The organism is Undibacterium sp. CCC3.4 (assembly GCF_034347425.1).
GTDB lineage: Bacteria > Pseudomonadota > Gammaproteobacteria > Burkholderiales > Burkholderiaceae_D > Undibacterium.
Genome location: NZ_CP133779.1, coordinates 4,253,507 through 4,278,930 on the forward strand (window position 1 = coordinate 4,253,507; position 25,424 = coordinate 4,278,930).

The window sequence follows — 25,424 nt, forward strand, 5'->3', positions numbered from 1 at the left end:
CTTGCTCATTTCAAAAAAATTCCCCTTGCGCCGCATTATGCCAGCGGCTCGACCCGACAAGCCGCCAAAATACCAGCGGCATCTTGCGCCGCCAAGGCCTGCGCCAGTTGCGCTCCCAAGGCCGGTGCCTCCAGCGCCGCGCCACGTACCTCGGCGGCGGCAATACGGCTGCCGTCCGGCATGGCGACCATGGCACGCACATGCATACTGCCATCGACCACCGTGGCATAGGCTGCCAGCGGAATCTGGCAACTGCCGCCGAAGGCCTTCGATACAGTCCGCTCGGCCGTCACTGCCTGCGCCGTGGCGAGATGATTGAGCGGGGCCAGCCAAGCCGCCAAATCGGCACGCTGTGCCGGAATTTCTATCGCCATCGCGCCCTGTCCCGCCGCTGGCAAACTCTGTTCGGGCGCCAGAAAGGCACGGATACGTTCTGGCACAGCCAGGCGTTTCAGGCCGGCCGCGGCCAGAATGATGGCATCGTATTCCCCCTCATCGAGCTTGCGCAGGCGGGTATCCAAGTTGCCACGCAGGGGGCGAATGATCAAACGCGGAAAGCGTGCCGCGATCAAAGCTTGGCGCCGCAGGCTGCTGGTGCCGACCACCGCACCATCGGGCAGTTCGGCCAGCCCGGCATAACGATTTGAGACAAAGGCATCGCGCGGATCTTCGCGCTCGAGTACGGCCGCGAGGGCAAACCCATCCGGCAAATCCATCGGCACGTCTTTGAGCGAATGCACGGCCAAATCAGCCAAACCATTGGCCATTGCCACTTCCAACTCCTTGACGAACAAACCTTTTCCGCCTACTTGCGAGAGCGCGCGATCAAGAATTTGATCACCACGTGTCGTCATGCCAAGTATTGAGATGTCACAGAGTGGGTACAAAGCGCTCAGGCGGTCGCGCACATGCTCGGCTTGCCACATGGCGAGCCGGCTTTCGCGCGAAGCGATCACCAGTTTTACAGGAGAAGTGGGGGTCAAAATAGCGATCTTTCGGTTGACGTTAGCAAGGGCACGATGCCGAACATTGCCTAGGTGCGGAATTTTACCACTGCCGATTCATGAATTCGCCGCCATTCCACGGTAAAATCATCACACTTATTGATCTGGCTCTCACAATTTGACAAGATTTCAACAGCGCGTGCATGATAATGCCTTCTGGCATAGCAGCGCAGCGTCAAGACGCCGCCCCATTTTTCAGTCCTTTCTTCATTTACGCACGTAGCGACGGATTCCCCATGCAAGCAAGCACCACAGACAACAAAAACCACCTGATCCTGACTGGCGACCGCCCGACTGGTCCACTGCACTTAGGCCATTACGTCGGCAGCCTGCGCAATCGCGTCAAGTATCAACACCAATACCAGCAATACATCATGCTGGCAGATGCGCAAGCACTGACCGACAACATGGATGACCCGAGCAAGGTGCACAACAATGTACTCGAGGTCGCGCTCGACTACCTTGCCGTCGGCATCGATCCGAGCAAGTCCACCATATTCATCCAGTCGCAAATTCCGGAATTGACCGAACTGACCTTCTACTACCTCAACTTGGTCACGGTAGCACGACTCGAACGCAATCCGACCATCAAACAAGAAATCGTCTTGCGCAATTTTGAACGGGACATCCCGGCCGGCTTCCTGACTTACCCAGTCAGCCAAGCCGCCGACATCACCGCATTCAAAGCCAGTCTGGTACCGGTCGGTGAAGATCAGATACCGATGATAGAACAGACCAATGAGATCGTGCGCCGGTTCAACCGCATCGTGAATCGCGACATCTTGGTCGAATGCCAGGCCTTGGTACCGGAAATCGGTCGCCTGCCCGGCATTGATGGCAAAGCCAAGATGAGCAAATCGCTGGGCAACGGCATCATACTCGGTGCCAGTCCGGCAGAAATCAAGGCAGCCGTGCGCAATGTCTACACCGATCCTTTGCACCTGCGCGTGGCCGACCCCGGCCACATTGAAGGCAATGTTGCCTTCATTTACCTCGATGCCTTCGACGAAGATAAAGCCGCAGTGCAAGCGCTGAAAGAACACTATGTGCGCGGCGGCTTGGGTGACAGTGTGGTCAAGGCACGCTTGGAAGGCGTGCTGCAAGATATGCTCGCACCCATCCGTGCGCGCCGCGAAGAGTTTGCCAAAGACCGCGGCGAAGTGTTACAAATGCTCAAAACTGGCACGGCGCGCGCACGTGAAATTGCGGCCCGGACTACCGATGAAGTCAAGGCCGCCATCGGATTGAAACACTTCTGAACAACTTAATGGATCGTCGCAAGCGACGATGGAAAAGACTCTGGAAGGGGTTTGCATCCCCTCCCATCGCGTCGCTCCTTCGTCGCTCACCGGCCAAAAGAGGCTGTCGCAAAAGGGTATTGAGTCGGTATCATTACCCTAACTGGTGGCCACGTCATTCCTGCGCGCTTTTGGCAGGAACCCAGCGGCGTTCGTGGTTAACTGAAAATGCCAGAAATTGTGGCATTTTCAGTGTAAAAAACGACGCTGGGTTCCCGCCAAAAGCATGCGGGAATGACGAGGCTGTGGCATGCAGGAATGACGAGGTATGCGGTGTTTCAGGTGTAAAAAACGTCCATCAGGCTTTTGCGACAGCCTCTGAAGGCCGGGGTTTCAAACCCTAGTCAGATTTTTGATGAAGTTTGATCTTGCTCAAGCGCTACCGACGCCATAGCTAGGATGATGAAGACAGCACACGCTTGCCTTGAAAGGATTGGTCATGTACCACAAAATCTTACTGCCCACCGATGGCTCCGAACTGGCCTCGGCCGGCATTACTGCCGGCATCGCTTTCGCCAAGCAAATTGAGGCGCAAGTCGTCGCTGTCTTCGTCGCTGGCAATTACCAGTACCCTATCTATATCGACATCATCCCACCCAACACGCCAACCGAAGCCGATTATCAAGCCACCATGCGCACGGTCGGCGACAGCTATCTTGAAGCCGCACGCACACTGGCCGAGGAAGCCGGCGTGTCCTTCACCGGCGTGGTCGAGTTCAACGATTCAGCCGCCAAACAAATCGTCCGCACCGCATGCCAGCAGGGCTGCGACTTGATTTTCATGGGCTCACACGGACGCAGTGGCTTAGGGCAATTACTGCTAGGCAGTACCACCGCCAAGGTCTTATCACTGTGCGACATCGCAGTGCTGGTGCACCGAACGAAAGTGCGCTGATTGACGCACAGTTACCACACCAAGGCGGCGGCATTCAAGCCGTCGCGGGCTCTGGCGCGCTTTTGTACAGTACAATGGTGCAAATCTTGGGAAGCGCGAATGAAATTGCAGCGGCTTGCCTGCCACCACTGCGATGAAAATTCACACATGATCCGTATTCTGATTGCCGACGACCACACTATCATGCGCGAAGGGCTCAAGCGCATCCTCGACGGCAATGAAGACATCGTCGTCGTCGGCGAAGCGGTCGATGGCTTCGATACACTGGAAAAAGTACGCAGTACCAGCTTCGATGTCTTGTTAATGGATTTATCGATGCCGGGACGCAGTGGCGTCGATTTGATTCGTCAAATCAAAGAAGAATTCCCCAAGCTGCCGATCCTGATTTTAACCATGCATGAAGAAGAGCAGTATGCCGTGCGCGCCATTCGTGCCGGTGCACGCGGCTATCTGACCAAAGAAAGTGCCGGCACCCAATTAGTGACAGCGCTGCACAAGGTCGCGTCCGGGCGACCTTACATCAGTATCGAAGTGGCCGAACAACTGGCCATGAATGCCATGCCGGCCGATGACAGCCTGCCACATCTGAGCCTGTCGGACCGCGAGTTTGAAGTATTCTCGCACTTGGTCAAAGGCAGGACCATCACCGAAATTGCTGAACTGCTGCATCTGAGTGTCAAAACCGTCAGCACGCACAAAATGCGCATCATGCAAAAAATGAAAATGCATACCCTCTCTGACCTCGTGCAATACGCCGTCGCACACAATCTCCTCGTCCCCGCAGTCTGAAGCTCAGCGCCCAACGTGTAGGAATCGTCCTATACGGGCGGCGCTAAATACTACAAGTCAAATCAGCATCGACTGATATAAATCAAAGTTCGTAAGCGTGATAATGGACACAAGCAAACAAAGCAGTGTCCAAGCACGCACGCATCATGAATTTATTTATCGTTGAAGATTCCGTCTTAATTCAGAACCGACTCATACGCTTCGTTGAAGAAATCCCCGGCATCCATGTTATCGGGGTCGCCGCCGACGTCACCACTGCCTACGATCGCGTCATCCACAGCAATACCGACGCGATGTTACTCGACCTGCAACTCGGCGAAGGCAACGGCATGCAATTGCTCAAAGATATCAAGCACAGTAAACCGGAAGTGAAAGTGCTGATCTTGACCAACCATTCCAACGCTGAAAATCGTCTGCATGCCTTACGCGCCGGTGCCGACAGTTTCCTCGATAAATCGACCGATTTCGCCATGATTCCCGCCGTACTGCACCGCTGGCAAGCACCGATCACACTCAATACTATCAATTAAACTATTTCTCGTATTTCAGGAGACTGACATGAACACTACCGCAATTTCTTCCCGCCCGAGCAGCAGCAAACTTCCGCTCAGCAAGGTGCTGCCCTTGAGTAGCGAGGCGGGCTGGCGCTGCCATGGTAATTTGTGGTCGAATTTACGCGAAGTCTGCGAGCTCTTGCACATCCCGGCCCCGGCCAGCAGCGGCGACGAAGAAATATTGTTTCAACATGTGCGCTTCAAAGCCGGTCAACGCGTGCATACGATAGGCCAGAATTTCGAATCGCTGTACATTGTTAATTCCGGCTTCCTCAAAACTGTGCTTATCGATGAATACGGCAATGAACAAGTCCTGAGCTTCCCGATGAAAGGTGATTTGCTCGGCATCGATGGCATCCATAACCAACAGCATGCTTCTGAAGCGGTGGCCTTGTCCGATTGCGACATCATTTTACTACCCTATAAAACCTTCGCTGCGCTCGGCCGTACCTATGCCGAACTCGAGCATGCGATGTTTTCGGTGATGAGCCGCGAACTGGTGCGCGAACAATTAATGATAGGCATGTTGAGTGCCTTGAGTGCCGAAGCCAAAGTCGCGCGTTTCCTGACCAGTCTGGGCGAACGCTTCAGCTTACTCGGCTATTCCGGCCGCGCCTTCAATCTGCGCATGACGCGCCATGAAATCGGCAGCTATCTGGGACTGACGCTGGAAACGGTCAGCCGTACCCTGTCGGCCTTCAATGAAATGGGCTTGATCAGTGTCGATCAGCGTGAAATCTGCCTCATCGATATACTGACCTTAAAAACCCTGCGCCGCTTGCCACCGGCTAAGGCACGCAGTAAAGTCAGCGACAAAGTAACGGCATTGGTTGGTAAAAAGCTGTTGCCGCAATGGGGTAGCGAAGCAGCCGTCGCTGCATAATCCACAAATACCGTATGCTTTGTGTCTGACGCAAAGCAAGCGTTTAATTTTATCTATGGAGGCTCAAGATGTCATACAAAACGATACTGGTACACGTCGATGAATCGGACCGTTCCAAACTGCGCGTCGATTTGGCCGCGCAACTCGCTCTCGATCAAGGTGCCCACCTGATCGGTACCGCCGTCACCGGCGTGTCACGCTTCATCTACCAAGATGGCAATATCAGCGCCAGCGACCCCAATCTGACGATACACCTGAATTTTTTACGCGAACGCGCAGAAAAAGCCATCGCCGTATTTAATCAACAAGTCACCCAACGCGGCGTCACTTCATTCGAGAGTGCGATCGCCAATGATGAAGCCGGCGGCGGCATAGGCTTGCAAGCGCGGTACAGCGACTTGGTCGTGATCGGCCAAACCAATCGTGATGAACCATCGCCATCGGTATTGCCCGATTTTCCTGAATACCTGATCATGAATTCCGGTCGCCCGGCCCTGATCATCCCGTATGCCGGCGAATTCGACCACATCGGCAAACGTCCGCTGATTTCTTGGGATGCCAGTCGCGAAGCGACGCGTGCCGTCACCGATGCGATTCCGCTGCTGAAAAAAGCCGAGCTGGTGCAAGTGGCGATTTTCAATACCAAGTCGGTGCCCGACGCGCACGGCGAACAACCAGGTGCCGACATCGCCCTGTATTTGGCCCGGCATGGCATCAAAGTCGAAGTCTCGGTGCACAAGACCTCCACCGACATCGGCAACGCCCTGCTCTCGCTGGCCCATGACTTCGACAGCGACATGCTGGTCATGGGCGGCTACGGTCACTCGCGCTTGCGCGAAATGATCATGGGCGGCGTCACCAGAACTATCCTTGAAAGCATGACCGTGCCGGTATTCATGTCACATTAAGTTCACGCGCAAGCGGAATCGATGGCACTCTGTTCGAGTGCCATTTTTTTATCCGCAACGCGCCCTTCCATACCTTGATTCCTTGTAATATAGAAAATGTTTTCGCCACCGAGCCCAGCCATGCCATCCACCGCCCTGTTTCTGAGTCCCGCACTGCAGCGCGCGCGCTGGCTGTGCGCCTTGCTGTTTTTGGTTTCTGGTATTTTATGGAGCACGCAGGAACGCTTGTCGAACATCGTCATTCACCATGCGCTGCCACTGCACATGCTGCTGGAAACGATAACGATCATTATTTTTACCTCAGTATTCATCGTCTGTTGGAATGCCTTCGGTGAAGTGCGCAAAATCAGCAGCGTGATACTGGCCGTGGCATTTTTATGTGCCGCAGTACTCGGCTTACTGCATGCGATCAGCTTTCGCGGCATGCCCGGCTTCGACAGTGCGACCGATATGCACAAATCGCTAAGCTTTTGGCTGGCCTCACGTGCCATCATCGCTGCCACCCTGCTAGGCTTGGCACTCGATCCGCAAGACTCGGAAATCAGCGAACGCCACTCGAATACCCTGCTGCTGGTCGGCGTGACGATCACCGCGTGCTGGGCCGGCGTCATCTTCAGTTTCCCCTCGTTGATTCCATTAACCTACCTCGAAGGCTATGGCCAAACCTCATTCAAACTCAGTTGTGAAGCCGGCCTGATCGGCGCCAATGGATTGAGCGCGATATTATTTTATCGCCATGCATTGCGCTTCGGACGCCAACAAATCGCCGAACACTTGCATATCGACCGCACCCCATTACTGCTGGCCAGCGCCATGATGGCCCTGTCCGAAGTGTATTTCTCACTGTACGCCAGAGCGAGTGAGATCGATGTCGTGATCGGTCATGTGCTGCAATTATGCGCCGCCGTGGCGATTTACCGCAGCATGGTGGCAGTCAATATCCACAAACCTTATGCCAGTCTGGCGCAAACTACTGCTCGTCTGGCCAATTCAGCTCGCGAACTGAGCTTGCAGCGCGAACGTCTGAGTCGCATGATCGATACCGCCATCGATGGCATCATTACCGTCGATGATCAGCAAAACATTGTGTTGGTCAATCCGGCGGCCGCCTTCATCTTCGGTTATACGGTAGAAGCCTTGACCGGCAGTTCGCTCGACCGACTGATTCCGCCGCGTCACCGCCATACGCACGCAGATCACGTCCAACAATTCGGTGCGGCCGGCGTCACTCGACGCAAAATGGGCACGCACTTCGAAGATTTTTACGTCACCGGTTGCCGTGCCGATGGCAAGGAATTTCCACTCGAGGCCTCGATAGCGCATCAACTGGAAGATGGAAAACGCTATTACACCGTGATTTTCCGCGACGTCAGCGAACGCAAAATCGCCAAAGAAAAAATGGCCGCCTACCACGACCAATTAAGCCTCTTGTCATCCACCCTGCAAACCATACGCGAAGAAGAACGCAAGCACATCGCACGCGAATTGCATGACGATTTAGGCCAACTGCTGGCGGCGCTACGGATGGATCTCTCGCTGCTACAACGTGATCAACAACTGACCAGCCGCAGCGGCCAAACCATACACAGCATGGATCAGCTAATTCTGACCGCCATTACCACCTTGCGCCGCATCGCTACCGATTTACGTCCACGTGCCCTCGACGAGGGTGGTCTGTATTTTGCCCTGCAAAGCTTACGTAAAGACTTCACACAAAGGCATGGCATAGAATGCGAATTGATCGCCGATGAAGAACAACTGACACTCGATGATGCCCACAGCACGGCGATTTTCCGCATCGTACAAGAGTCGCTCACCAATGTTGTACGGCATGCCATGGCCAGCGAAGTACGCATTGAATTTGAACGCACGCCGAGCAAATTGGAATTCAGTATCAGCGATAACGGCAAAGGCATCGATGAGGGAGATATGCGCAAAACGCAGTCATTCGGCTTGGTCGGGATGCGCGAACGAGTCAAGGCCATGCAAGGAGAATTCCAGATAAACAGCCGCGGTAGCGATGGCACAAGCTTGAGAATCAGCTTGCCAATGCGAAATATTTCTGCAAATCATGAAAAAATCGACTAAGCTCAAAGCAGTTTCTTCTTAGCGGAGCATGTCATGTCTATTTCATCACTAAGCAGCGGCCTATCGGGTATGCGTGCCAATCAAACTGCGCTCGATGCCGCCGGCCACAATATTGCCAACGCCGAAACCGACGGTTTTACGCCGCAGCAAGTCAGTTTTAAAGAAAATGCTGGGGCCGGCGTCCAAGTCAATATCAGCCAAGCCGGTGCCAATGCCAGCACCACGACAAGTACCAGTACAGCGAGCAGCCAAGCCAGTGCAACCGATCTCAACAACGAGATCGTCAACTCGCTGACCTACCAAGCCAATTTCGCCATCAATGCCAAGGTGGTGAAAAGCGCCGATCAAACTTTGGGCACGCTGCTCGACATCAAAGCCTGAACGATTCAGCGGCACTCAAGTCAGCGGTACCACACATAAAAATCCCGGCATGTTCTGCATATCGACGTAGAAAAAACCTGCGCTTCCCAACCCAATGAGCAGCACCGCACCAGCGTAACGTGCAGCCGGTGGCACGCCGACGCGGCTAATGGCATGAAAAATCCCCTGACTGAGCAAGAGATGCGGCAAGGCGCACAAGCCGAACAACAGCATCAGCACGGCACCCGACCAGGCTGCGCCCGATAATAAGGCGAACGGCAACACCGCATACAGCAAGCCACACGGCAAACAGCCCCAGCCCATACCGATCAAAAACGGCCAACGTAAGCCATGCTTCAAGGCCGGTAAAGCGGCAAACAGCCGCGCCTGTAAGTTGGCACCCCACTTACTCAAGGCAGTCACTTGCCAACGCCAACCGAGTACGCGCAAACCGAGAAAAATCAAGGCCAAGTTACCGAAGGCATACAGAATTTGATGCAATGGCCAATGCGGCGGCAGCAAAATGCCGGCACTGCCGAGCGCACCGAGCACCGCGCCGATCAGCATATAGGTAGTCAGCCGCCCGGCTTGCAGCAGAATTTGAAACCGCAGCGCCGTGCGCGGCCTTGATACGACCGGCGACCCTGCCGAGCCTATCGGTATGATACGGCGCGTCCCCGCCTGTGTCAGCAAAGTCGAAATACCGCCACACATGCCAACGCAATGCACGCCACCAGCCAGTCCGGCAGTAATGGCCGCCAATACCAAGGGAAGCGTCAACACTAAGTGGCCTTTTGCGCCAATAAGGCGGTCAAGCCGCTGGATAAAATACCGAGCATCCAGAAAATAAAGAATCCCAGCGTGTAGACACCGCTGATATGCATTTGCAAACGTCGATCAAAAATGATCAACTCCATCGGATCGACCAAACTGAAAAACAAGCCGGTCGCTACCGCCGCCATTAAAAACGCCGGCCACAAAACTATCATCAACATCGGTCGCAACATATGCTGAGGATGCGCGTTCTGTTCCATGTTCTTACCTCCTTGTACCAGGTGAAATCTGCTATCCCATACTACGCTGGGCGCTGCTCCAGCTTCCCCTCAGAGAAGCGCCGAACACACTCAGCGCGCGGCCGACAATGCGGCCGGCTTTTGGGTCGGCTCATACCAATCACCGGTCAAGCGCCAGTCGCTCGTTTCCAACTTAATATGGAATAATTTAACAGCACTCGAAGAAATATTCGAGGCCAGCTTGATATCGCCTTCATAACGACCGTCGCTGATCAGCTTCATCGGCAAACGACGTATGACTTCATTAACCGAACTGCCATCTTCGGCGGCATTGGCCAAACTCAGTTGTAAAGTTTGCGGCAATACGCCTTGACCGCGTAATTGCAGGCGAATTTTTCCGGCATTCATATCGAGCGTCAAATTTGCCGCCAACTGCAATTCTCTGGCTTTGGCATCGCGCCGAATATCGGTATTAATCATCAAGCCTTGCTTATAATAATCTTCGGCCACCACTTTATCGGAACCGAGATACGCCAACACGCCGGTAAAAATACTGGCACAAACCACTATCGCAGGCCCACCAACAACCAGCAACAACCACGGTTCTTTGTACCATTTATCGATTTTCTTCGGTATCAATACAGCTTCCATACTTTCCTCCAAAAAGCCTTGAGAGGCAAACATACAATCAAATTCGTCTGAATAAAACCAGCAGCAACGCTATCGCGGAACAATAAATACTGCTTTTTCCGTCACACTCACATCCTCGGCATCGAGATCTTGAATCACGAAGCGAATACGGTTCGAACCGATTTGCAGCACATTCGGCGGCACCCGTACCCGTACCGGCATGGCGCGAGCCGTGGCTGACTTGACGTCGATATCGGCATTATTGAGAATCACAGCACCCGGCACACCGAGCACCCGCACACTGTAACGACGCGGTGACTCCTGAGTATTCATCACTTGCAAGCGATAGACATTTTCAATCTCACCGGCTTCGGTGATACGTGGCTGACCGCGATCTCGGATCACGTCGACTTTCAAGGGCACGTGGTAGTACAGCGACACCGCACTGGCAAGAATGATGAGGCCGAGTATGGCTGCATAAATCAGCGTGCGCAGACGGAATACGCGCTGCCACATCGCTTGCTTATCGAGCTTGCCAACCAGCGCGTGTTCGGTCGTGTAGCGGATCAAACCGCGCTCATAACCCATTTTATCCATCACCTGATCACAACCATCGATACATAAGCCGCAGGCAATACACTCATATTGCAGGCCGTTGCGAATATCGATGCCAGTCGGACAAACCTGAACACAGATGCCGCAATCGACGCAAGCACCGAGGCCGGCCGCTTTAAAGTCGACTTTTTTATTGCGTGAACCGCGCGGCTCGCCGCGTTCACTGTCATAGGTGACGATGAGGGTATCTTTATCAAACATGGCGCTCTGAAAGCGCGCATACGGACACATATACTTACACACTTGCTCGCGCATCCAACCGGCATTGCCATAGGTGGCAAAACCATAAAACAGAAGCCAGAACGTCTCCCACGGCCCCAAAGTAAGGCCGGCGACTTCCAGCGTCAATTGGCGAATCGGTGTGAAGTAGCCGACAAAGCTAAAGCCGGTCCATAAGGCGATCGCCAACCAAATAAAATGCTTGATGAATTTTAAAGAAAATTTACGCGCCGTCAGCGGCCCGGCATCGAGTTTAATGCGAGCATTGCGGTCACCTTCAACCCGTTGTTCTACCCAAAGAAAAATTTGGGTATACACGGTTTGCGGACAGGCGTAACCGCAGAACAGGCGGCCAGCCACAGCGGTAAATAAAAACAGGGATAAAGCTGAAATCACCAACAACACGGCCAGATAAATAAAATCTTGCGGCCAAAAGACAATACCAAAGATATAGAATTTACGCGTAACCAGATCGAACAGCACGGCTTGCCGGTCATTCCAGTTCAACCACACGGTACCGTAAAACATCAACTGCGTAATGACCACCAACACCCAGCGCCATGAGGCGAACCAGCCTTTTTGCGAACGCGGATAAATCTTCTTGCGCTCTTCAAACAGGGCAAGGTCAACCTCGTCAAGAGGCACCGGGATGATGGGGATATGCTTCATTTTTTGCGTCTTTATTAAATAATTACTTGTACTGCAAAAACTTACTTATCAAGCGTGGTGGCAGCTGAAATTTGCTTGATCGCAGGGACATCGGTGTCACTGACCTGGGCTGCCGTACCGTTATTCGACAAACTCCACACATAGGCTGCCAACAAATGGATCTTAGCTGGCGTCAGAATGTCTTTATGTGCCGGCATCTGGTTATTGCGACCCTTATTGATGGTTTCCATGATGGTATTGATATCACCGCCATAGAGCCAAATTTTGTCGCTCAAGTTCGGTGCGCCGAGCACTTGGTTACCCTTACCGTCGATACCATGACAAGCCGCGCAAGCCGCAAATTTCGGCTTACCGATCGCCGCTTTAATCGGATCATGCGCCGAATTCGACAAGCTCAGCACATAATTGGCGACATTGCGTACATCATCATCGGTACCGACCACGGCACCCATCGGTGGCATTTGACCGTGACGACCTTCATTGAGCGTGGTCTTGATCGTTTCCGGATCGCCACCATAGAGCCAGTCGGTATCGGTCAAATTCGGATAGCCTTTACCACCTTGCGCATCCGAACCGTGACACTGCGAACACGTGTTCAAGAACAGCCGTTGGCCGATTTCATGGGCTTGCGGATCTTTAGCGACCTCTTTGATATCCATTGCCAGAAATTTATTGAAAACCGGACCGTACTGCGCCTCGCCATCTTTCATTTCCTTTTCATATTCGCCAACCTGACTCCAACCCAAGCTGCCTTGACGGGCACCAAAGCCTGGATACACAATCAGATAGCCGATGGCGAACACGATGGTCAGATAAAACAACCACTTCCACCACAATGGCAACGGATTATTCTGCTCCATCAAGTTGCCATCCCAAACGTGTCCGGTCGTTTCCGCCGGCAAAGGCTTGCCGTCAGTACCGATCTTGACTCTCACCTTAGACTGCGACCACAACAGCAGTGCGCAGGCGGCAATACTGATGGCCACAACAATGGCGATCCCTATTCCCCACCATTCATTAAAAAAATCAGCCATGACTATTTTCCATCCTCATTTTCAATTGGCAAGCGAGCCAGTTTCTCGAAGCGCTCCTTGTTACCGGAACTGAATGCCCAGTAGACGATGCCCACAAAAACAATCAGGCTGATCACCGTCACCACACTGCTCAGGATTGTAAAGCTCATAATTTTCCCTTTTTTAAAAAGTGATAACCCAAGGAGACACTCTTCTTAGTTTTTGTTTTTGATTGCCGTACCAAGAACCTGCAAGTAAGCGATCAAGGCATCAAGCTCAGTCTTGTTTTCCAATTCCGCCGGACCAGCTTTGATGTCGGCATCGGTGTATGGCACACCAAGTGTCTTCATCGCTTGCAGTTTCGGCGTGATATCGGATGGATCCAAGGGCGACTTGGCCAACCACGGATAAGCCGGCATATTCGATTCGACCACCACCGAGCGCGGATCAGTCAAGTGATCGCGGTGCCAGTTGTCGCTGTAACGACCACCGACGCGCGCCAGATCCGGACCAGTGCGCTTACTACCCCACTGAAACGGATGATCGTAGACCGATTCACCAGCCACCGAATAGTGACCATAACGTTCGGTTTCCGCACGGAATGGACGGATCATCTGCGAGTGGCAGCCGTAGCAACCTTCACGCAGATAAATATCGCGACCGGCCAGTTGCAGCGGCGTATAGGGCTTCATACCCTGCACCGGCTGCGTGGTCGACTTCTGAAAAAACAGCGGAACGATTTCCACCAAACCACCGACACTGATCGTCAAGATAACCAATATCAGCATCAGGCCGACGTTGCGCTCGATCAGATCGTGAGTAAATTTACGCATTACATTTCTCCTGTTGATTTCTCTGACTTATGCATGCGCGGTCGGCAATGCGGGAATCGCATTATTGACCGGCTTGGCAGCCATCAAAGTTTTCGCCACGTTATAAGCCATGACTACCATGCCGCTCAAATACATCGCGCCACCGGTCAGACGAATCACGTAGTACGGGAAGGTTGCTTTGACTGATTCCACGAAGGAATACGTCAAGGTACCGTCTTCATTCACCGCACGCCACATCAAGCCCTGCATCACACCGGCGATCCACATCGAAGCGATGTACAGCACCACACCGATGGTGGCAACCCAGAAATGCACCTCAATCAAACGCTTGCTGTACATTTCAGTCTGACCGAACAGACGTGGAATGAGGTAATACAAACTGCCGATGGAAATGAAACCGACCCAACCCAAGGCACCCGAGTGCACATGGCCAATAGTCCAATCGGTGTAATGCGAGAGTGAATTGACGGTTTTAATCGCCATCATCGGACCTTCGAAGGTCGACATACCGTAGAACGACAGCGAAACGATCAGGAAACGCAAGATAGGATCAGAACGCAACTTGCTCCAAGCACCCGACAAAGTCATGATACCGTTGACCATGCCGCCCCAAGATGGCGCCAGCAAAATCAGTGAAAACACCATACCGATCGATTGTGCCCAATCCGGCAAAGCGGTGTAATGCAAATGATGCGGCCCCGCCCACATGTAAGTAAAAATCAGCGCCCAGAAATGGACGATGGACAGACGGTACGAGTACACCGGACGATCGATTTGCTTAGGAATGAAGTAGTACATCATGCCGAGGAAACCGGCAGTCAGAAAGAAACCGACCGCATTATGTCCATACCACCACTGCACCATCGCATCCTGCACACCGGCGTAAGCCGAGTAGGATTTAGTCAGCGAAACCGGAATCGCCGCACTGTTGACGATATGCAGAATCGCGACGGCCAAGATGAATGCACCGTAAAACCAGTTGGCAACATAAATATGCTCGACTTTGCGCTTGACCAGCGTACCGAAGAACACGATGGCATACGCGACCCACACCACGGCGATCAAAAGGTCGATAGGCCATTCGAGTTCAGCATACTCTTTACCCTGCGTGTACCCGAGCGGCAGCGTGATGGCCGCCGCGACGATCACCAATTGCCAACCCCAGAACGTGAATTCCGCCAAACCGTCCGAAAACAACCGGACGTTGGAAGTGCGCTGCACAACATAGTATGACGTCGCCATCAGTGCACATCCGCCGAAGGCGAAAATCACTGCATTGGTGTGCAAGGGACGCAAACGTCCGTAGCTCAACCAAGGTATCCCTGTTAAAAATTCCGGCCAGGCCAGTTGAGTCGCAATCACCACGCCTACGAGCATGCCGACTATTCCCCAAACTACAGCCATGACAGAAAATTGGCGTACAACTCGATAGTTGTAGGTGTTTTCTTTAGTTATCGTCATGATCTCACTCTGTTGTAAAAATACCCTGCCAGAATAACAAGGCACTGTTTAGTTACATTGATACACATCAAATGTTTTCGGAATCCGAGAATGCTTCGCACAGTCCTGCCGCAAATAGCGCAAAGCTGCGTGCCCACAGGCGCAGAGTGAGACTGACGGTGGCTGGCCGCCTTAATAAAAAAATATCATCGGACCATCATAGCAAGTCCGTCATCATCACGGCTAACTCAATTCAAGACGAAAAAAAACGGCGTCCGCAGACGCCGTTTTTTTGGAACTACCTGGTGTTACTCAATGACTGGCGCGCTCGTGCTCAGTGCCGCCTTATTGATCGTGACCTTGGCTTTGGTTTTCAAACCCTCGATATACGAACTCAGTTCTTGCTGTGCGATCAGATTAGCAAGTTGCTTCGCTTCCGCCTTGCGTTTTTCCAGATCTGGTGTGCCGGCATTGACTTTGGAAATCCGATAGATGCTGTAGGCCTCGCCCGCTTCCAATGTGGCAAACGCCGGCAGCTTACGCGTATCGGCTTGCATGATTTGCTTGAGCGCCGCCGCCGGTATATCGAGCGGCTTGGCGCGCGAAACCAGCTTCGCTTCAGCAAAGCCACTGCTTGCATCCGCCACCAGCAAGGCCGCCAAGCGCGCTTTACCGGCTTGCTCCGCCAAGACCAAGGCTTGCTCCTGCGTCAAGCGAGAAATGATCGCCGCGCGCACTTGATCCAAGGGTTGGCGACTGGCTGACTTATAGTCGACGATACGCGCTGCGACCAAGGTATTCGGTGCCACTTCAACCACTTCAGTGTTGTGTTTCTTCTTCACGACATCATCGGCAAACAAGGCTTTGATCAACTTTGGATTGGCCAGTACCGGATTAGTTACAGCAGGGTTGCCGCTGCGGGTGATGCCATCGACGACTTCAATTTTCAAACCGAGTTTATCCGCGACCGGCTTCAAACTGTCGGACTGTTCATACGTCAGATTACCGAAGCTTTCAGCGGCGTCAGCATACGCCTTGAGCGCTTTTTGTTTTTTAATATCACCAGCGATCTGGGTTTTGATATCAGCCAGCGGTTTAACCGATGCCGGCTTGATATCAGTGACTTCAATGATATGAAAACCATAGTCACTCTGTACCACGTCGCTGATTTGTCCTTTACTGAGCTTGAACACGGCATCTTCAAATGGCTTGAGCATCGCGCCCTTACCGAAGAAATCGAGGTCACCACCACGTTCAGCCGAACCGGAATCTTGCGAGTTTTCTTTTGCCAATTTGGCGAAAGCCGACGGATTACTGCGCAACTGCAGCAGCAGCGCATCGGCTTTGGCTTTCGCCTTGGCTTTGACATCGGCGCTGGCATCTTTGCCGGCGGCGATCAGAATGTGGCTGGCACGACGCTGTTCATCGACGCTGTAAGCTTTTTGATTACTTTGGTAGAACGCTTCAATTTCCGCATCGCTGACCACACTGCGCTCGGCCAAGGCTTCATTACTGAGCACCACGTACTGGGCTTTGATCATTTCAGGGATATCAAATTGCGCAGCATTTTTATCGTAATAGGCCTTGATCATCTCATCACTGAGCTTGACCTCTCCGAGGTAATCGCTAGCCTTGAACGATAACACCGCGACTTCACGTTCCTGCTCACCGATCAAAGCCAAACGGTCGGAAATGGTCTTCGGTACAAAACTGGTGTTTTGCACCGCCCCGAGCAACTGCTCGAGCACCATATCTTGACGTAAGCGCTGTTCGTACAGGGCCGGATTCATGCCCTGGGCAGCGAGTAAGCTGATATAGCGTTCTTTATCAAAACTGCCGTCCGGTTTGATCATGCCGGGCGTCGCCAAAATCGCCTGCTGCAACATGGCATCGCTGATCGACAATTTACTCTGCACAGTTTCGACCGCAATGGCCTTGCGACCGACCAGTTCATCGAGCACGCCCAGTTTCATTTCCGGTGTATTGAGCAATTTCGAATCAAATTGCGCACCATACATCTGACGGAATTTATCGAGTTGCTCACGCATGGCACCATCGAGTTCCTGCTGCGCCACCACTTGGCCGGCGACTGTCGCGACCGTGGCACCGGCAGCCGCTTGCGATCGGGTATAACTTTCTATACCGAAAAAAGCAAACGACGGGAAAATAATCAGCAACAGCAAAAACTGCATCAAGCGCTGATGGGTACGAATATATTCAAACATGTTCAACCAATCGTATGACTAAAAATGACAATTCTGGAATAACAAAAAAAGGCGAACTCGCGTTCGCCTTTCGCATTTCCAGCGCAGCGGAACCGGTCGTTAGCGACTGATACGCCGGTCTATCCAAGGAATTAACAGCATTGTTAACACAAGAGAACAATTTTCATCATTCCGTGTCGCCGCTGACCGAATCAGGATTTTATCAGTCTTTTCTGCCTGCTTGTGGCAGTGGCAGCAAAAAGAAGCAGTGAAAACAGGCTTTTTTGCTGATTTTTCATGATTAAAAACACAAGCAGGACAGACGTTCATGCTCATGCCAGCAACATTAATGACAAACCATTACAATCACCCACCTATTCTCACCAACATGGCCAGTTCACGCCTCATGCCTCTTTCCGCAAAAGTCACCCCACCAGCGATCTACACAGATGGCTTGCCGGCGCGCGAACGTTTGCTCGCCATGCTGGCACTCTCGCTCGGCGTCGCCATGGCCTCACTCGACACGGCCATCGCCAATACCGCCCTGCCAGCGATCGCCGCACAATTGCATACCTCAGCGGCGGCCTCGGTCTGGATTATCAATGTCTATCAACTCGCCATGGTCGCAACCTTGCTGCCGTTTGCCGCGCTTGGCGAAATCATCGGTTACCGGCGCGTTGCATTGGCCGGCATCGCACTGTTTACACTGGCATCATTGGCCTGCGCCTGCGCTTGGTCGCTGCCCTCACTGGTGATCGCCCGGCTATTTCAGGGTTTAGGTGGCAGCGCCATCATGGGTGTCAATACGGCACTGCTACGTTCGATTTTCCCTGCCCAGCTACAGGGACGTGGCTTCGGCCTCAACTCCATGGTGGTCGCAGTAGCCTTCGCGACCGGGCCAACCCTGGCTTCCTTGATTTTAGTCAGCGCCGCATGGCCCTGGCTGTTCGCTATTAATATCATACCGGGTGTGATCGCACTGCTGCTGGGGCGCCGCTTCCTGCCGCTGAGCGCAGGGGCCAAGCATCAGATCGATAAACTGACGGTGTTTTACAATATCGTCGCCTTCAGCCTGCTGATTTTATTATTCGGTGACGCCGCCCATCTCGCTGCGCGCACCACCCTGCTGACCGAATTGATCGCGACGATGGCCTTCTTCGGCTTACTGATTCATCGCCAGCGCAATCATCATGCCCCGATGCTGCCGCTCGATTTATTACGCCGCCCCTTGTTTCTACTCTCGGTGGTGACAGCGATCTTTACTTTCGCCACCCAAAGCCTGGCCTTCGTGACGCTACCGTTTTATTTTGAAATCGTACTCGGCCGCTCACCCGTGGAAACCGGTTTTCTCATCACCCCGTGGGCCATCATGGTGGCCATCATGGCACCGCTAGCCGGACGCCTCAGTGACCGCTATCCGGCCGGTCTGCTCGGCGGCATAGGCTTGGCGATTTTGGCCGCAGGTATGAGTGCACTGGTATTTATGCCAACTACAGCCGGCGTAGCTGACATCGTCTGGCGCATGGCGGTCTGCGGAGTCGGTTTCGGTTTTTTCCAAGCCCCTAACCTGAAAGCGATCATGAATTCCGCCCCCGCCAAACGTGCCGGCAGCGCCAGCGGCATCGTCGCCACCGCGCGCCTGCTCGGGCAAGCCAGCGGTGCCGCCTTGGTCGCGCTCTGCCTTAGTCTGTCTGGCAACGCCGGCACCAGCCATGCCTTGGTGCTGGGCGCACTGTTCGCCGGCTGTGCCAGCATTGCCAGTTTTTCACGCTTATTTGTTGCTGCGACGCCGGAATAGTCAGGCTAAGTCGGTTTTTTTAACAATCGCTGGCGCCGATGAACGCGTTTGGTTTGATGTTACCTCAGCTGCCCACGCCTCCGCATCGTCGCTCCCGCGTAGGCCGATACCTAGTGGCGGTTCACACAAAATACAAAGCAATACGATCAGATGTCCAGGTTGGCACGCCGATCATCAGGCGCAAAGAACTTGACCGTCGCAGCATTGTCGAAAATCAGTTCACGCACCCGCTTCCCCAGCACAGCACGAATCAGAATGTTCGCATCGAGAACGATGGCCTTGCCACTCATGCTGCTTTGGGTTTCAACTTTTTCGCAGGCGCACTTGCCCTCTTGCGTGCGACTTTGAAATCTGCCACTACAGACTCGACATCCACCCCCTGTGCCTCAAGCAGCTCGTCCAAGGTCTTGCTGGCTTTTTTCAAGGCAACAATATCGGCTTCCGCTTGTCCATGTATGGGAATAAAGTAGCCAACTGTTTGCCCATGCCGTGTCACCGCCACTGGCGTGCTTGATGCAATGTACTCGGCCAAGTCGGTGCGGAACTCGCGTATACCCACCTTCATTGTCTCCATGTGATTGCCCTTTCAGTTGCGAATCTATGTGTACACACTTTACGCAATCCAGCAGACTGATGCAAGTCTCTCTCCAATTAATCAGCGATTGCAAGACGTAGTGCGACCAGTACTCAGTTGTATCGACAAAACGCGGAACACACGACAACTTTCAGACATGTGGCCCCAGACCCCAACACCAGTAAAGCGCATCCGCAGAACAAGATTTACCCGTACTTACTGAGACGTATCGACGTCACTCGACCAAATATGGTCTGGAGTACAGACATCACCTTCATCAGGCTGCCGCGGGGTTTTGTGTATCTGGTGGCGATGGTTGACTGGTACAGCCGGAAGCTGCTGTCCTGGCGGTTGTCGAACACGATGGATACGGGGTTTTGCGTGGACTGCTTGGAAGAAGCCATAAAATGGTATCGAACGCCGGAGATTTTTAATACCGATCAGGGTGCACAGTTTACCAGCCACGCCTTTACTGGGCTGCTGCTTAGAAGCGGCATTAAAATCAGCATGGACGGTCGCGGTCGGGCACTGGATAATATTTTTGTTGAGCGCCTATGGCGCAGCGTGAAATAGGAAGAAGTGTATTTGAAAAAGCATGAAAGTATGCCGGAATTGGTGATCGGCTTGGCGAACTATTTTATGTTCTACAACGCTGAACGTAAACATCAATCATTGGGTTATCAAACGCCGGAAACCGTGTATGGCGCAGGCGTGGGCGGCGGTGCCAAGCTCGTGAATAAATTTGGTGCTGAACTGCCTGATTCAAAAATACAGGAAAAGAAAAGCACGGTAGTGATGTAGTGCGAATAACGGGGCCGCGCCGTGCAGCTGTGGCAGAAACAGGCACTATCTTAAACTCTTTGGATAATTGTCTGGACTTAGGGGGCCACTTTACCGTTCCAAGAGGCGGAACACGCCGATGAAATTCGATTTTCCCGAACCGTTGGCGCCGATGATCACGTTCAAATCACCCAGCTCCAACTCCGCGCTGGCGATCGATTTGAAACCCTCTATCTTGACCTGGCGTAACGTTCGCATGGGGTCTCCTATGTAATCCGCAAATGAAATAGGCCAGCAGGTTTGGCCTCGTTGCGCAACAAAATTTCCTGCGGATAATCATGCGCCTCGCCCATAAAATAGGACCGAAATCGAGGCTGTCGCTGGCGTTAGGGTGAGCGCAACGCCAGCGTACGGCATCCGTGGCCGAGTTGTTAACGATGCGGCCGGTGCCAGATGGCAACCAGAACAATGGTACAGCCACGAGCATCGGCATAGTGGCATTCCGTTCGTGACGCCAGCAGAACGCCATCAGGAACGTGGCCGAATGATTTTAGCACAACGCAAAGCAGTCTATGAAATCGCCCGTGCAAAGCAACCGGAACGCTGGCGAGGTGATACGCGAAACTGGACTTGGGTTGATCAGGTCAGTCTCAATCCTGATCGTGAAGAAGTCTAAAAAATGAATAAGGAAATGGCAGCGGCTTGACCTCAAATCTTACCAACTATCTTGACAGATACCGCCCGCTCACCCTGATAAGCAGCGCCTTCTATGCGATTCGTGTTCCTCGGCTCATGATTTATGATTCGTACTTCCTTCCCACGGTTGGTCACCCTTCCGCAGTTGTACTTCACTTCGCTCGCTGTGGTCAGCTTGCGGGAGGACTTGCACCTCCAGGAGTGCGCCCATGCTGGGCGCACATGAAAAAAGCCGTTTGCTTGCGCAAACGGCTTTTATTGTTTTGGCGGAGCGGACGGGGCCCTCCCACATCCTGCGGGCCGCTGCCGGGCTGGTAAGCCCGGCCCAAGCTCAGCCTCACCCCACCCCGACGCAAGCCAAACTCTTGGCTTGCTTCCGCTGAAATGAAAAAAGCCGTTTGCTTGCGCAAATGGCTTTTATTGTTTTGGCGGAGCGGACGGGGCTCGAACCCGCGACCCCCGGCGTGACAGGCCGGTATTCTAACCAACTGAACTACCACTCCTGGTATTTCTTTTCTATTTCTATTTGATGAACTGGTGGGCGCTGAGAGGCTCGAACTCCCGACCTAAGCCTTGTAAGGGCTCCGCTCTACCAACTGAGCTAAGCGCCCGCACCTTACCATCAAACATCACGACGCCGTCACAGCGCCACGAAAGAGCATTAGTTTACAGCATCTTTCAACGCTTTGCCAGGTTTAAATTTAGGAACCTTGGCTGCCTTGATTTTTATTGCCTCGCCGGTACGTGGATTGCGGCCGGTTCTGGCTGCACGCTTACCAACGGAAAACGTGCCGAAACCGACCAAGGTGACGGTGCCGTTCTTCTTTAAAGTCGTTTTTACTGCATCGATCAATGCGTCCAGGGCGCGCGCTGTAGCCGCTTTGGAAATATCCGCTGTTTTCGCTATATGATCGATCAACTCAGTTTTATTCACTTCAAGCCCCCTCGTAAAAATTTGAATTCGCTGCGATATCGTCGGTTATTGTATTGGTCGTTCATCGCTCGCACTCGGCAAAAATTGCTGCCCACGATATTAAACAAGCGGCCCACTTTGGTGTCAAGCGGTTTGCAAGCTTTCCATACAAACATCCGTTTTAATTCTGATTTCCTCAGTATAATTTGAACTTTGCAGCAATGACCACACCGGCTGCCTGCACACCAAACCCTAAAACCATTACCAATCCATGAACTCCACACACCTCATCGGCACACCGCTGTCACCATCCGCCACAAAAGTCATGTTACTCGGCTCGGGTGAGCTCGGCAAAGAAGTTATTATTTCGCTTCAGCGACTGGGCATTGAAGTCATTGCCGTTGATCGCTACGCCAACGCCCCCGGTCATCAAGTGGCGCATCGCGCCTATGTCATCGATATGACTGATGGTGCCGCATTGGCCGCTCTGATCGAACAAGAACGCCCTGATTTAGTGGTGCCGGAAATCGAGGCTATCGCCACACCGATGTTGATGGAATTGGAAGCCGCCGGTAAAGTGCGCGTCATCCCGACCGCGCGCGCGGCTTGGCTGACCATGAACCGCGAAGGCATACGCCGACTCGCAGCAGAAACATTAGGGCTGGCCACCTCGCCATACCGCTTCGCCGATAGTCAGGAAGAATTACGCGCCGCCAGTCTTGAAATTGGTTTTCCATGCATCGTCAAACCGGTCATGTCGTCGTCAGGAAAAGGCCAGTCGCGTCTCGACAGCGCGGCGGATGTTGATTCTGCTTGGGACTATGCCGCCGCCGGCGGTCGCGTCAATTCCGGTCGCGTGATTGTCGAAGGCTTCATCGATTTCGATTATGAAATCACCCTCTTGACGGTACGCGCCATCGGTGCCGCCGGTCAGATAGAGACGCATTTCTGCGAACCGATCGGGCATGTGCAAGTTAACGGCGACTATGTCGAATCCTGGCAGCCGCAAGCCATGCATCCGGCTGCTTTGAAACTGGCACGTGAAATCGCCAAAAAAATTACCGATGACCTCGGCGGCCTGGGTTTGTTCGGTGTTGAGCTGTTCGTTAAAAATGACATGGTGTGGTTCTCCGAAGTCAGCCCGCGCCCACACGATACCGGCATGGTGACGATGGCCAGCCAGGCTCAAAGTGAATTTGAATTGCATGCCAAGGCGATACTCGGCTTGCCGGTCGATATCAGCTTGTTGTCGCCGGCCGCTTCGGCCGTCATTTATGGCCAACATGATGCGGTCGGCATCGCCTTCGAGGGCGTTGCTAAGGCTCTGCAAGTGCCGGGCACCGATATCCGTTTATTCGGCAAGCCGGAATCGTTCGCACGCCGGCGCATGGGCGTAGCACTGGCGAAAGCAGCCGATACCGATACCGCGCGCACCTTGGCCAAAGCAGCCGCTGCCAAGGTGAAACCTGTAATTCCGGGCAAGGCAAACTGAGCGTACCGCGCGACCGCGCCGCAATCCTGTAATATACGGGTTAGCGCGGCCGGGACGTCCGCGTTCCGGCCGCGCCAGAACAGCTGCGACTGCAACCATATAAAGTAGACATAATGAAGAATTTCGATGTTGCCATCGTCGGCAGCGGACTGGCCGGCCTGTCGGTCGCCTTGCATCTCGCCAAGACCCGCAAAGTGGCGATCATTTCCAAGCGCGAATTACTCGATGGCGCCAGCAGTTGGGCCCAAGGCGGGATTGCCGCAGTACTCGATTCGCATGACAGTCACGAACAACATATTGCCGACACCCTGATTGCCGGCGGCGGCTTGTGCGATGAAGGTGCGACGCGCTACATCATCGAACATGGTCGCGCTGCCATCGACTGGCTTATTGAGCAAGGCGTACCATTCACGCGCGACGACGAAGCCGAGCTCGGCTTTCATTTGACGCGCGAAGGCGGCCACAGCCAGCGCCGCATCATTCATGCGGCTGATGCCACCGGCCATGCGGTGCAAGTGACGCTCGAGCAGAAGGTGCGCAATCACCCCAATATCAGCCTGTTCGAACACCATTACGCCATCGACGTCATCACCTCAGCCAAACTCGGCGCACCCTTGACTACACCTCGCTGCGTCGGCCTGTATGTGCAAGACGTCCGCACTGGCAAGGTCGATACCTTCGCGGCGCAACACACTGTGATGGCCACCGGCGGTGCCGGTAAAGTGTATCTGTACACGACCAATCCCGATACCGCCACCGGTGATGGGATTGCCATGGCTTGGCGTGCCGGTTGCCGGGTCAGCAATATGGAATTCATGCAATTCCACCCGACCTGCCTGTACCATCCGTTTGCCAAATCTTTTTTAATTACCGAAGCCGTGCGCGGTGAAGGTGGGGTACTCAAACTGCCGGCCGAAGCCGGGGCTGCTGCCGGCACGCGTTTCATGCTGGCGCACGACGAGCGCGCCGAATTAGCCCCGCGCGATGTGGTCGCACGCGCCATCGATTTTGAAATGAAAAAACGCGGCCTTGATTATGTCGAACTCGATATCAGTCATCAACCGCCGGAATTTCTCAAAGAACACTTCCCCACCATTTACGCGCGCTGCCTTGAACTCGGCATCGACATCACCAAACAAGGTATACCGGTGGTGCCAGCGGTGCATTTCACTTGCGGCGGCATTGTTACCGATACCGATGGCCGTACCGATTTACCTGGTCTGTATGCGGTCGGCGAGACTGCTTGCACGGGGCTGCATGGCGCCAATCGCTTGGCCAGCAATTCGCTGCTCGAATGTTTGGTGGTCGGTCACGCCACGGCCCTGCACATCGAGAGCCAGGAGCGTGCGAGTCCATTAGCCCTGCCGGATTGGGATGAAAGTCGGGTATCGGACGCTGACGAAGAAGTCGTGATCGCGCACAATTGGGATGAGCTGCGTCGTTTCATGTGGAATTACGTCGGCATCGTACGCACTACCAAACGACTCGAACGCGCCAAACACAGAATCCGCCTGCTCAAAGAAGAAATCGACGAGTACTATGCTAATTTCCGCATCTCGAATCACTTGCTCGAATTGCGCAACTTGGTGGAAGTGGCTTCGCTGATCGTCAACAGCGCGCTATCGCGCCGGGAAAGCCGCGGCCTGCATTTCAGTCGCGACTACCCCGATACCTTACCGAAGGCCTTGCCAACGGTATTGACACCGAAACGCAAAAAATAAGCGCGCCGCAGCGACCGCTGGTCGCTGCGTTTTAA

General features: G+C 53.6%; 26 protein-coding genes, 2 tRNA genes and 1 pseudogene. 13 read left to right on the forward strand and 16 right to left on the reverse strand.

Translation table 11 applies throughout. The features are described from left to right. Positions 1-35: 35 nt before the first annotated feature. Positions 36-926 (reverse strand): hydroxymethylbilane synthase, encoded by an 891-nt coding sequence (gene hemC / locus RHM61_RS18805; RefSeq protein WP_322251135.1) that lies wholly within the window; start codon positions 924-926, stop codon positions 36-38. 314 nt (positions 927-1,240) lie between these two features. On the opposite strand from hemC, the gene trpS reads away from it, so the two are divergent. The 8 genes from trpS (at position 1,241) to RHM61_RS18845 (ending at position 8,800) form a co-directional block, all read left to right on the forward strand. Beyond that, the gene (trpS, locus tag RHM61_RS18810) at positions 1,241-2,263 is read left to right on the forward strand and encodes a tryptophan--tRNA ligase (RefSeq protein WP_322248841.1); all 1,023 of its coding nucleotides are present in this window, start codon (positions 1,241-1,243) and stop codon (positions 2,261-2,263) included. A gap of 478 nt (positions 2,264-2,741) precedes the next feature. Then, positions 2,742-3,197 carry a universal stress protein gene (locus tag RHM61_RS18815; protein ID WP_322248842.1) on the forward strand — a complete coding sequence of 152 codons (456 nt, stop codon included), beginning with the start codon at positions 2,742-2,744 and terminating at the stop codon, positions 3,195-3,197. A gap of 147 nt (positions 3,198-3,344) precedes the next feature. Then, positions 3,345-3,986: a response regulator transcription factor gene (locus RHM61_RS18820; RefSeq protein ID WP_322248843.1), complete on the forward strand. Its 642-nt coding sequence runs from the start codon at positions 3,345-3,347 to the stop codon at positions 3,984-3,986. Positions 3,987-4,132: 146 nt separating this feature from the next. Beyond that, complete coding sequence (locus RHM61_RS18825) at positions 4,133-4,516, forward strand: response regulator transcription factor (RefSeq protein ID WP_322248844.1); 384 nt, start codon at positions 4,133-4,135, stop codon at positions 4,514-4,516. Between the two features lie 28 nt (positions 4,517-4,544). After that, a complete protein-coding gene (locus tag RHM61_RS18830) occupies positions 4,545-5,423 on the forward strand; it encodes a helix-turn-helix domain-containing protein (protein WP_322248845.1) in 879 nt (292 codons plus the stop codon). A gap of 68 nt (positions 5,424-5,491) precedes the next feature. Continuing rightward, on the forward strand, positions 5,492-6,331 hold the full coding sequence (locus RHM61_RS18835) for a universal stress protein (protein WP_322248846.1): 840 nt from the start codon (positions 5,492-5,494) through the stop codon (positions 6,329-6,331). Positions 6,332-6,451: 120 nt separating this feature from the next. Further along, positions 6,452-8,419 carry an MASE3 domain-containing protein gene (locus RHM61_RS18840; protein WP_322248847.1) on the forward strand — a complete coding sequence of 656 codons (1,968 nt, stop codon included), beginning with the start codon at positions 6,452-6,454 and terminating at the stop codon, positions 8,417-8,419. Between the two features lie 33 nt (positions 8,420-8,452). Further along, a complete protein-coding gene (locus tag RHM61_RS18845) occupies positions 8,453-8,800 on the forward strand; it encodes a flagellar basal body rod C-terminal domain-containing protein (protein ID WP_322248848.1) in 348 nt (115 codons plus the stop codon). A 15-nt stretch (positions 8,801-8,815) separates the two neighbouring features. On the opposite strand, the gene RHM61_RS18850 is transcribed toward RHM61_RS18845, so the two are convergent. The 9 genes from RHM61_RS18850 to RHM61_RS18890 all read right to left on the reverse strand — a co-directional run bounded on the left by RHM61_RS18850 (position 8,816) and on the right by RHM61_RS18890 (position 17,436). Continuing rightward, entirely contained in the window at positions 8,816-9,562 is a 747-nt protein-coding gene (locus RHM61_RS18850) for a sulfite exporter TauE/SafE family protein (protein WP_322248849.1), read from the reverse strand. After that, the gene (locus RHM61_RS18855) at positions 9,562-9,813 is read right to left on the reverse strand and encodes a hypothetical protein (RefSeq protein WP_322248850.1); all 252 of its coding nucleotides are present in this window, start codon (positions 9,811-9,813) and stop codon (positions 9,562-9,564) included. The genes RHM61_RS18850 and RHM61_RS18855 overlap by 1 nt, the downstream gene beginning before the upstream one ends. 90 nt (positions 9,814-9,903) lie before the next feature. Further along, positions 9,904-10,443 carry a FixH family protein gene (locus tag RHM61_RS18860; RefSeq protein ID WP_322248851.1) on the reverse strand — a complete coding sequence of 180 codons (540 nt, stop codon included), beginning with the start codon at positions 10,441-10,443 and terminating at the stop codon, positions 9,904-9,906. Positions 10,444-10,512: 69 nt separating this feature from the next. Next, on the reverse strand, positions 10,513-11,925 hold the full coding sequence (ccoG, locus tag RHM61_RS18865; protein ID WP_322248852.1) for a cytochrome c oxidase accessory protein CcoG: 1,413 nt from the start codon (positions 11,923-11,925) through the stop codon (positions 10,513-10,515). A gap of 41 nt (positions 11,926-11,966) precedes the next feature. After that, a complete protein-coding gene (gene ccoP, locus RHM61_RS18870) occupies positions 11,967-12,959 on the reverse strand; it encodes a cytochrome-c oxidase, cbb3-type subunit III (RefSeq protein ID WP_322248853.1) in 993 nt (330 codons plus the stop codon). Between the two features lie 2 nt (positions 12,960-12,961). Then, positions 12,962-13,108, reverse strand: a complete 147-nt coding sequence (locus tag RHM61_RS18875; protein ID WP_322248854.1) for a cbb3-type cytochrome c oxidase subunit 3 — start codon at positions 13,106-13,108, stop codon at positions 12,962-12,964. A gap of 45 nt (positions 13,109-13,153) precedes the next feature. Continuing rightward, positions 13,154-13,771, reverse strand: a complete 618-nt coding sequence (ccoO, locus tag RHM61_RS18880; RefSeq protein WP_322248855.1) for a cytochrome-c oxidase, cbb3-type subunit II — start codon at positions 13,769-13,771, stop codon at positions 13,154-13,156. 27 nt (positions 13,772-13,798) lie between these two features. Then, complete coding sequence (gene ccoN / locus RHM61_RS18885; protein WP_322248856.1) at positions 13,799-15,232, reverse strand: cytochrome-c oxidase, cbb3-type subunit I; 1,434 nt, start codon at positions 15,230-15,232, stop codon at positions 13,799-13,801. Between the two features lie 287 nt (positions 15,233-15,519). Next, positions 15,520-17,436, reverse strand: a complete 1,917-nt coding sequence (locus RHM61_RS18890; protein WP_322248857.1) for a SurA N-terminal domain-containing protein — start codon at positions 17,434-17,436, stop codon at positions 15,520-15,522. 367 nt (positions 17,437-17,803) lie between these two features. Between RHM61_RS18890 and RHM61_RS18895 the strand changes: the two genes are divergently transcribed. Then, positions 17,804-19,213, forward strand: a complete 1,410-nt coding sequence (locus RHM61_RS18895) for an MFS transporter (RefSeq protein ID WP_416200196.1) — start codon at positions 17,804-17,806, stop codon at positions 19,211-19,213. A 146-nt stretch (positions 19,214-19,359) separates the two neighbouring features. Here RHM61_RS18895 and RHM61_RS18900 read toward each other — a convergent pair whose 3' ends face one another. Beyond that, positions 19,360-19,503 (reverse strand): PIN domain-containing protein, encoded by a 144-nt coding sequence (locus RHM61_RS18900; RefSeq protein WP_322248858.1) that lies wholly within the window; start codon positions 19,501-19,503, stop codon positions 19,360-19,362. Next, positions 19,500-19,787, reverse strand: a complete 288-nt coding sequence (locus RHM61_RS18905; RefSeq protein ID WP_322248859.1) for a type II toxin-antitoxin system Phd/YefM family antitoxin — start codon at positions 19,785-19,787, stop codon at positions 19,500-19,502. The genes RHM61_RS18900 and RHM61_RS18905 overlap by 4 nt, the downstream gene beginning before the upstream one ends. 159 nt (positions 19,788-19,946) lie before the next feature. Between RHM61_RS18905 and RHM61_RS18910 the strand changes: the two are divergent. Beyond that, positions 19,947-20,588: pseudogene (locus RHM61_RS18910) on the forward strand (IS3 family transposase); the annotation flags it as partial. A gap of 90 nt (positions 20,589-20,678) precedes the next feature. Here RHM61_RS18910 and RHM61_RS18915 read toward each other — a convergent pair. After that, complete coding sequence (locus tag RHM61_RS18915; RefSeq protein ID WP_322248860.1) at positions 20,679-20,825, reverse strand: AAA family ATPase; 147 nt, start codon at positions 20,823-20,825, stop codon at positions 20,679-20,681. Between the two features lie 133 nt (positions 20,826-20,958). Here RHM61_RS18915 and RHM61_RS18920 point away from each other — a divergent pair, with 133 nt between their 5' ends. Further along, positions 20,959-21,243 carry a hypothetical protein gene (locus RHM61_RS18920; protein WP_416200197.1) on the forward strand — a complete coding sequence of 95 codons (285 nt, stop codon included), beginning with the start codon at positions 20,959-20,961 and terminating at the stop codon, positions 21,241-21,243. A 446-nt stretch (positions 21,244-21,689) separates the two neighbouring features. Here RHM61_RS18920 and RHM61_RS18925 read toward each other — a convergent pair. The 3 genes from RHM61_RS18925 to RHM61_RS18935 form a co-directional block, all read right to left on the reverse strand. Beyond that, a tRNA-Asp gene (locus RHM61_RS18925) sits at positions 21,690-21,766 on the reverse strand. Positions 21,767-21,798: 32 nt separating this feature from the next. Next, positions 21,799-21,874 (reverse strand) — tRNA-Val (locus RHM61_RS18930). 50 nt (positions 21,875-21,924) lie between these two features. Continuing rightward, complete coding sequence (locus RHM61_RS18935; RefSeq protein WP_322248861.1) at positions 21,925-22,197, reverse strand: HU family DNA-binding protein; 273 nt, start codon at positions 22,195-22,197, stop codon at positions 21,925-21,927. A gap of 250 nt (positions 22,198-22,447) precedes the next feature. On the opposite strand from RHM61_RS18935, the gene purT reads away from it, so the two are divergent. Together purT and nadB are read left to right on the forward strand one after the other, a co-directional pair. Continuing rightward, entirely contained in the window at positions 22,448-23,668 is a 1,221-nt protein-coding gene (purT, locus tag RHM61_RS18940; protein WP_322248862.1) for a formate-dependent phosphoribosylglycinamide formyltransferase, read from the forward strand. 113 nt (positions 23,669-23,781) lie between these two features. Next, positions 23,782-25,389, forward strand: coding sequence for an L-aspartate oxidase (gene nadB, locus RHM61_RS18945; protein ID WP_322248863.1), 1,608 nt, complete (start codon positions 23,782-23,784; stop codon positions 25,387-25,389). Positions 25,390-25,424 lie beyond the last annotated feature (35 nt).

Bases quoted from the DNA above. Each gene is read 5' to 3' on its own strand.
- RHM61_RS18835 (WP_322248846.1), top strand. From the start codon at position 5,492: ATGTCATACAAAACGATACTGGTACACGTCGATGAATCGGACCGTTCC.
- RHM61_RS18860 (WP_322248851.1), bottom strand. From the start codon at position 10,443: ATGGAAGCTGTATTGATACCGAAGAAAATCGATAAATGGTACAAAGAA.
- purT (WP_322248862.1), top strand. From the start codon at position 22,448: ATGAACTCCACACACCTCATCGGCACACCGCTGTCACCATCCGCCACA.
- RHM61_RS18890 (WP_322248857.1), bottom strand. From the start codon at position 17,436: ATGTTTGAATATATTCGTACCCATCAGCGCTTGATGCAGTTTTTGCTG.
- RHM61_RS18875 (WP_322248854.1), bottom strand. From the start codon at position 13,108: ATGAGCTTTACAATCCTGAGCAGTGTGGTGACGGTGATCAGCCTGATT.
- ccoG (WP_322248852.1), bottom strand. From the start codon at position 11,925: ATGAAGCATATCCCCATCATCCCGGTGCCTCTTGACGAGGTTGACCTT.
- ccoN (WP_322248856.1), bottom strand. From the start codon at position 15,232: ATGACGATAACTAAAGAAAACACCTACAACTATCGAGTTGTACGCCAA.
- RHM61_RS18915 (WP_322248860.1), bottom strand. From the start codon at position 20,825: ATGCGAACGTTACGCCAGGTCAAGATAGAGGGTTTCAAATCGATCGCC.
- RHM61_RS18895 (WP_416200196.1), top strand. From the start codon at position 17,804: ATGGCCAGTTCACGCCTCATGCCTCTTTCCGCAAAAGTCACCCCACCA.
- RHM61_RS18855 (WP_322248850.1), bottom strand. From the start codon at position 9,813: ATGGAACAGAACGCGCATCCTCAGCATATGTTGCGACCGATGTTGATG.
- hemC (WP_322251135.1), bottom strand. From the start codon at position 926: ATGTGGCAAGCCGAGCATGTGCGCGACCGCCTGAGCGCTTTGTACCCA.
- RHM61_RS18815 (WP_322248842.1), top strand. From the start codon at position 2,742: ATGTACCACAAAATCTTACTGCCCACCGATGGCTCCGAACTGGCCTCG.
- RHM61_RS18905 (WP_322248859.1), bottom strand. From the start codon at position 19,787: ATGGAGACAATGAAGGTGGGTATACGCGAGTTCCGCACCGACTTGGCC.
- ccoP (WP_322248853.1), bottom strand. From the start codon at position 12,959: ATGGCTGATTTTTTTAATGAATGGTGGGGAATAGGGATCGCCATTGTT.
- RHM61_RS18840 (WP_322248847.1), top strand. From the start codon at position 6,452: ATGCCATCCACCGCCCTGTTTCTGAGTCCCGCACTGCAGCGCGCGCGC.
- nadB (WP_322248863.1), top strand. From the start codon at position 23,782: ATGAAGAATTTCGATGTTGCCATCGTCGGCAGCGGACTGGCCGGCCTG.
- trpS (WP_322248841.1), top strand. From the start codon at position 1,241: ATGCAAGCAAGCACCACAGACAACAAAAACCACCTGATCCTGACTGGC.
- RHM61_RS18830 (WP_322248845.1), top strand. From the start codon at position 4,545: ATGAACACTACCGCAATTTCTTCCCGCCCGAGCAGCAGCAAACTTCCG.
- ccoO (WP_322248855.1), bottom strand. From the start codon at position 13,771: ATGCGTAAATTTACTCACGATCTGATCGAGCGCAACGTCGGCCTGATG.
- RHM61_RS18900 (WP_322248858.1), bottom strand. From the start codon at position 19,503: ATGAGTGGCAAGGCCATCGTTCTCGATGCGAACATTCTGATTCGTGCT.
- RHM61_RS18820 (WP_322248843.1), top strand. From the start codon at position 3,345: ATGATCCGTATTCTGATTGCCGACGACCACACTATCATGCGCGAAGGG.
- RHM61_RS18845 (WP_322248848.1), top strand. From the start codon at position 8,453: ATGTCTATTTCATCACTAAGCAGCGGCCTATCGGGTATGCGTGCCAAT.
- RHM61_RS18825 (WP_322248844.1), top strand. From the start codon at position 4,133: ATGAATTTATTTATCGTTGAAGATTCCGTCTTAATTCAGAACCGACTC.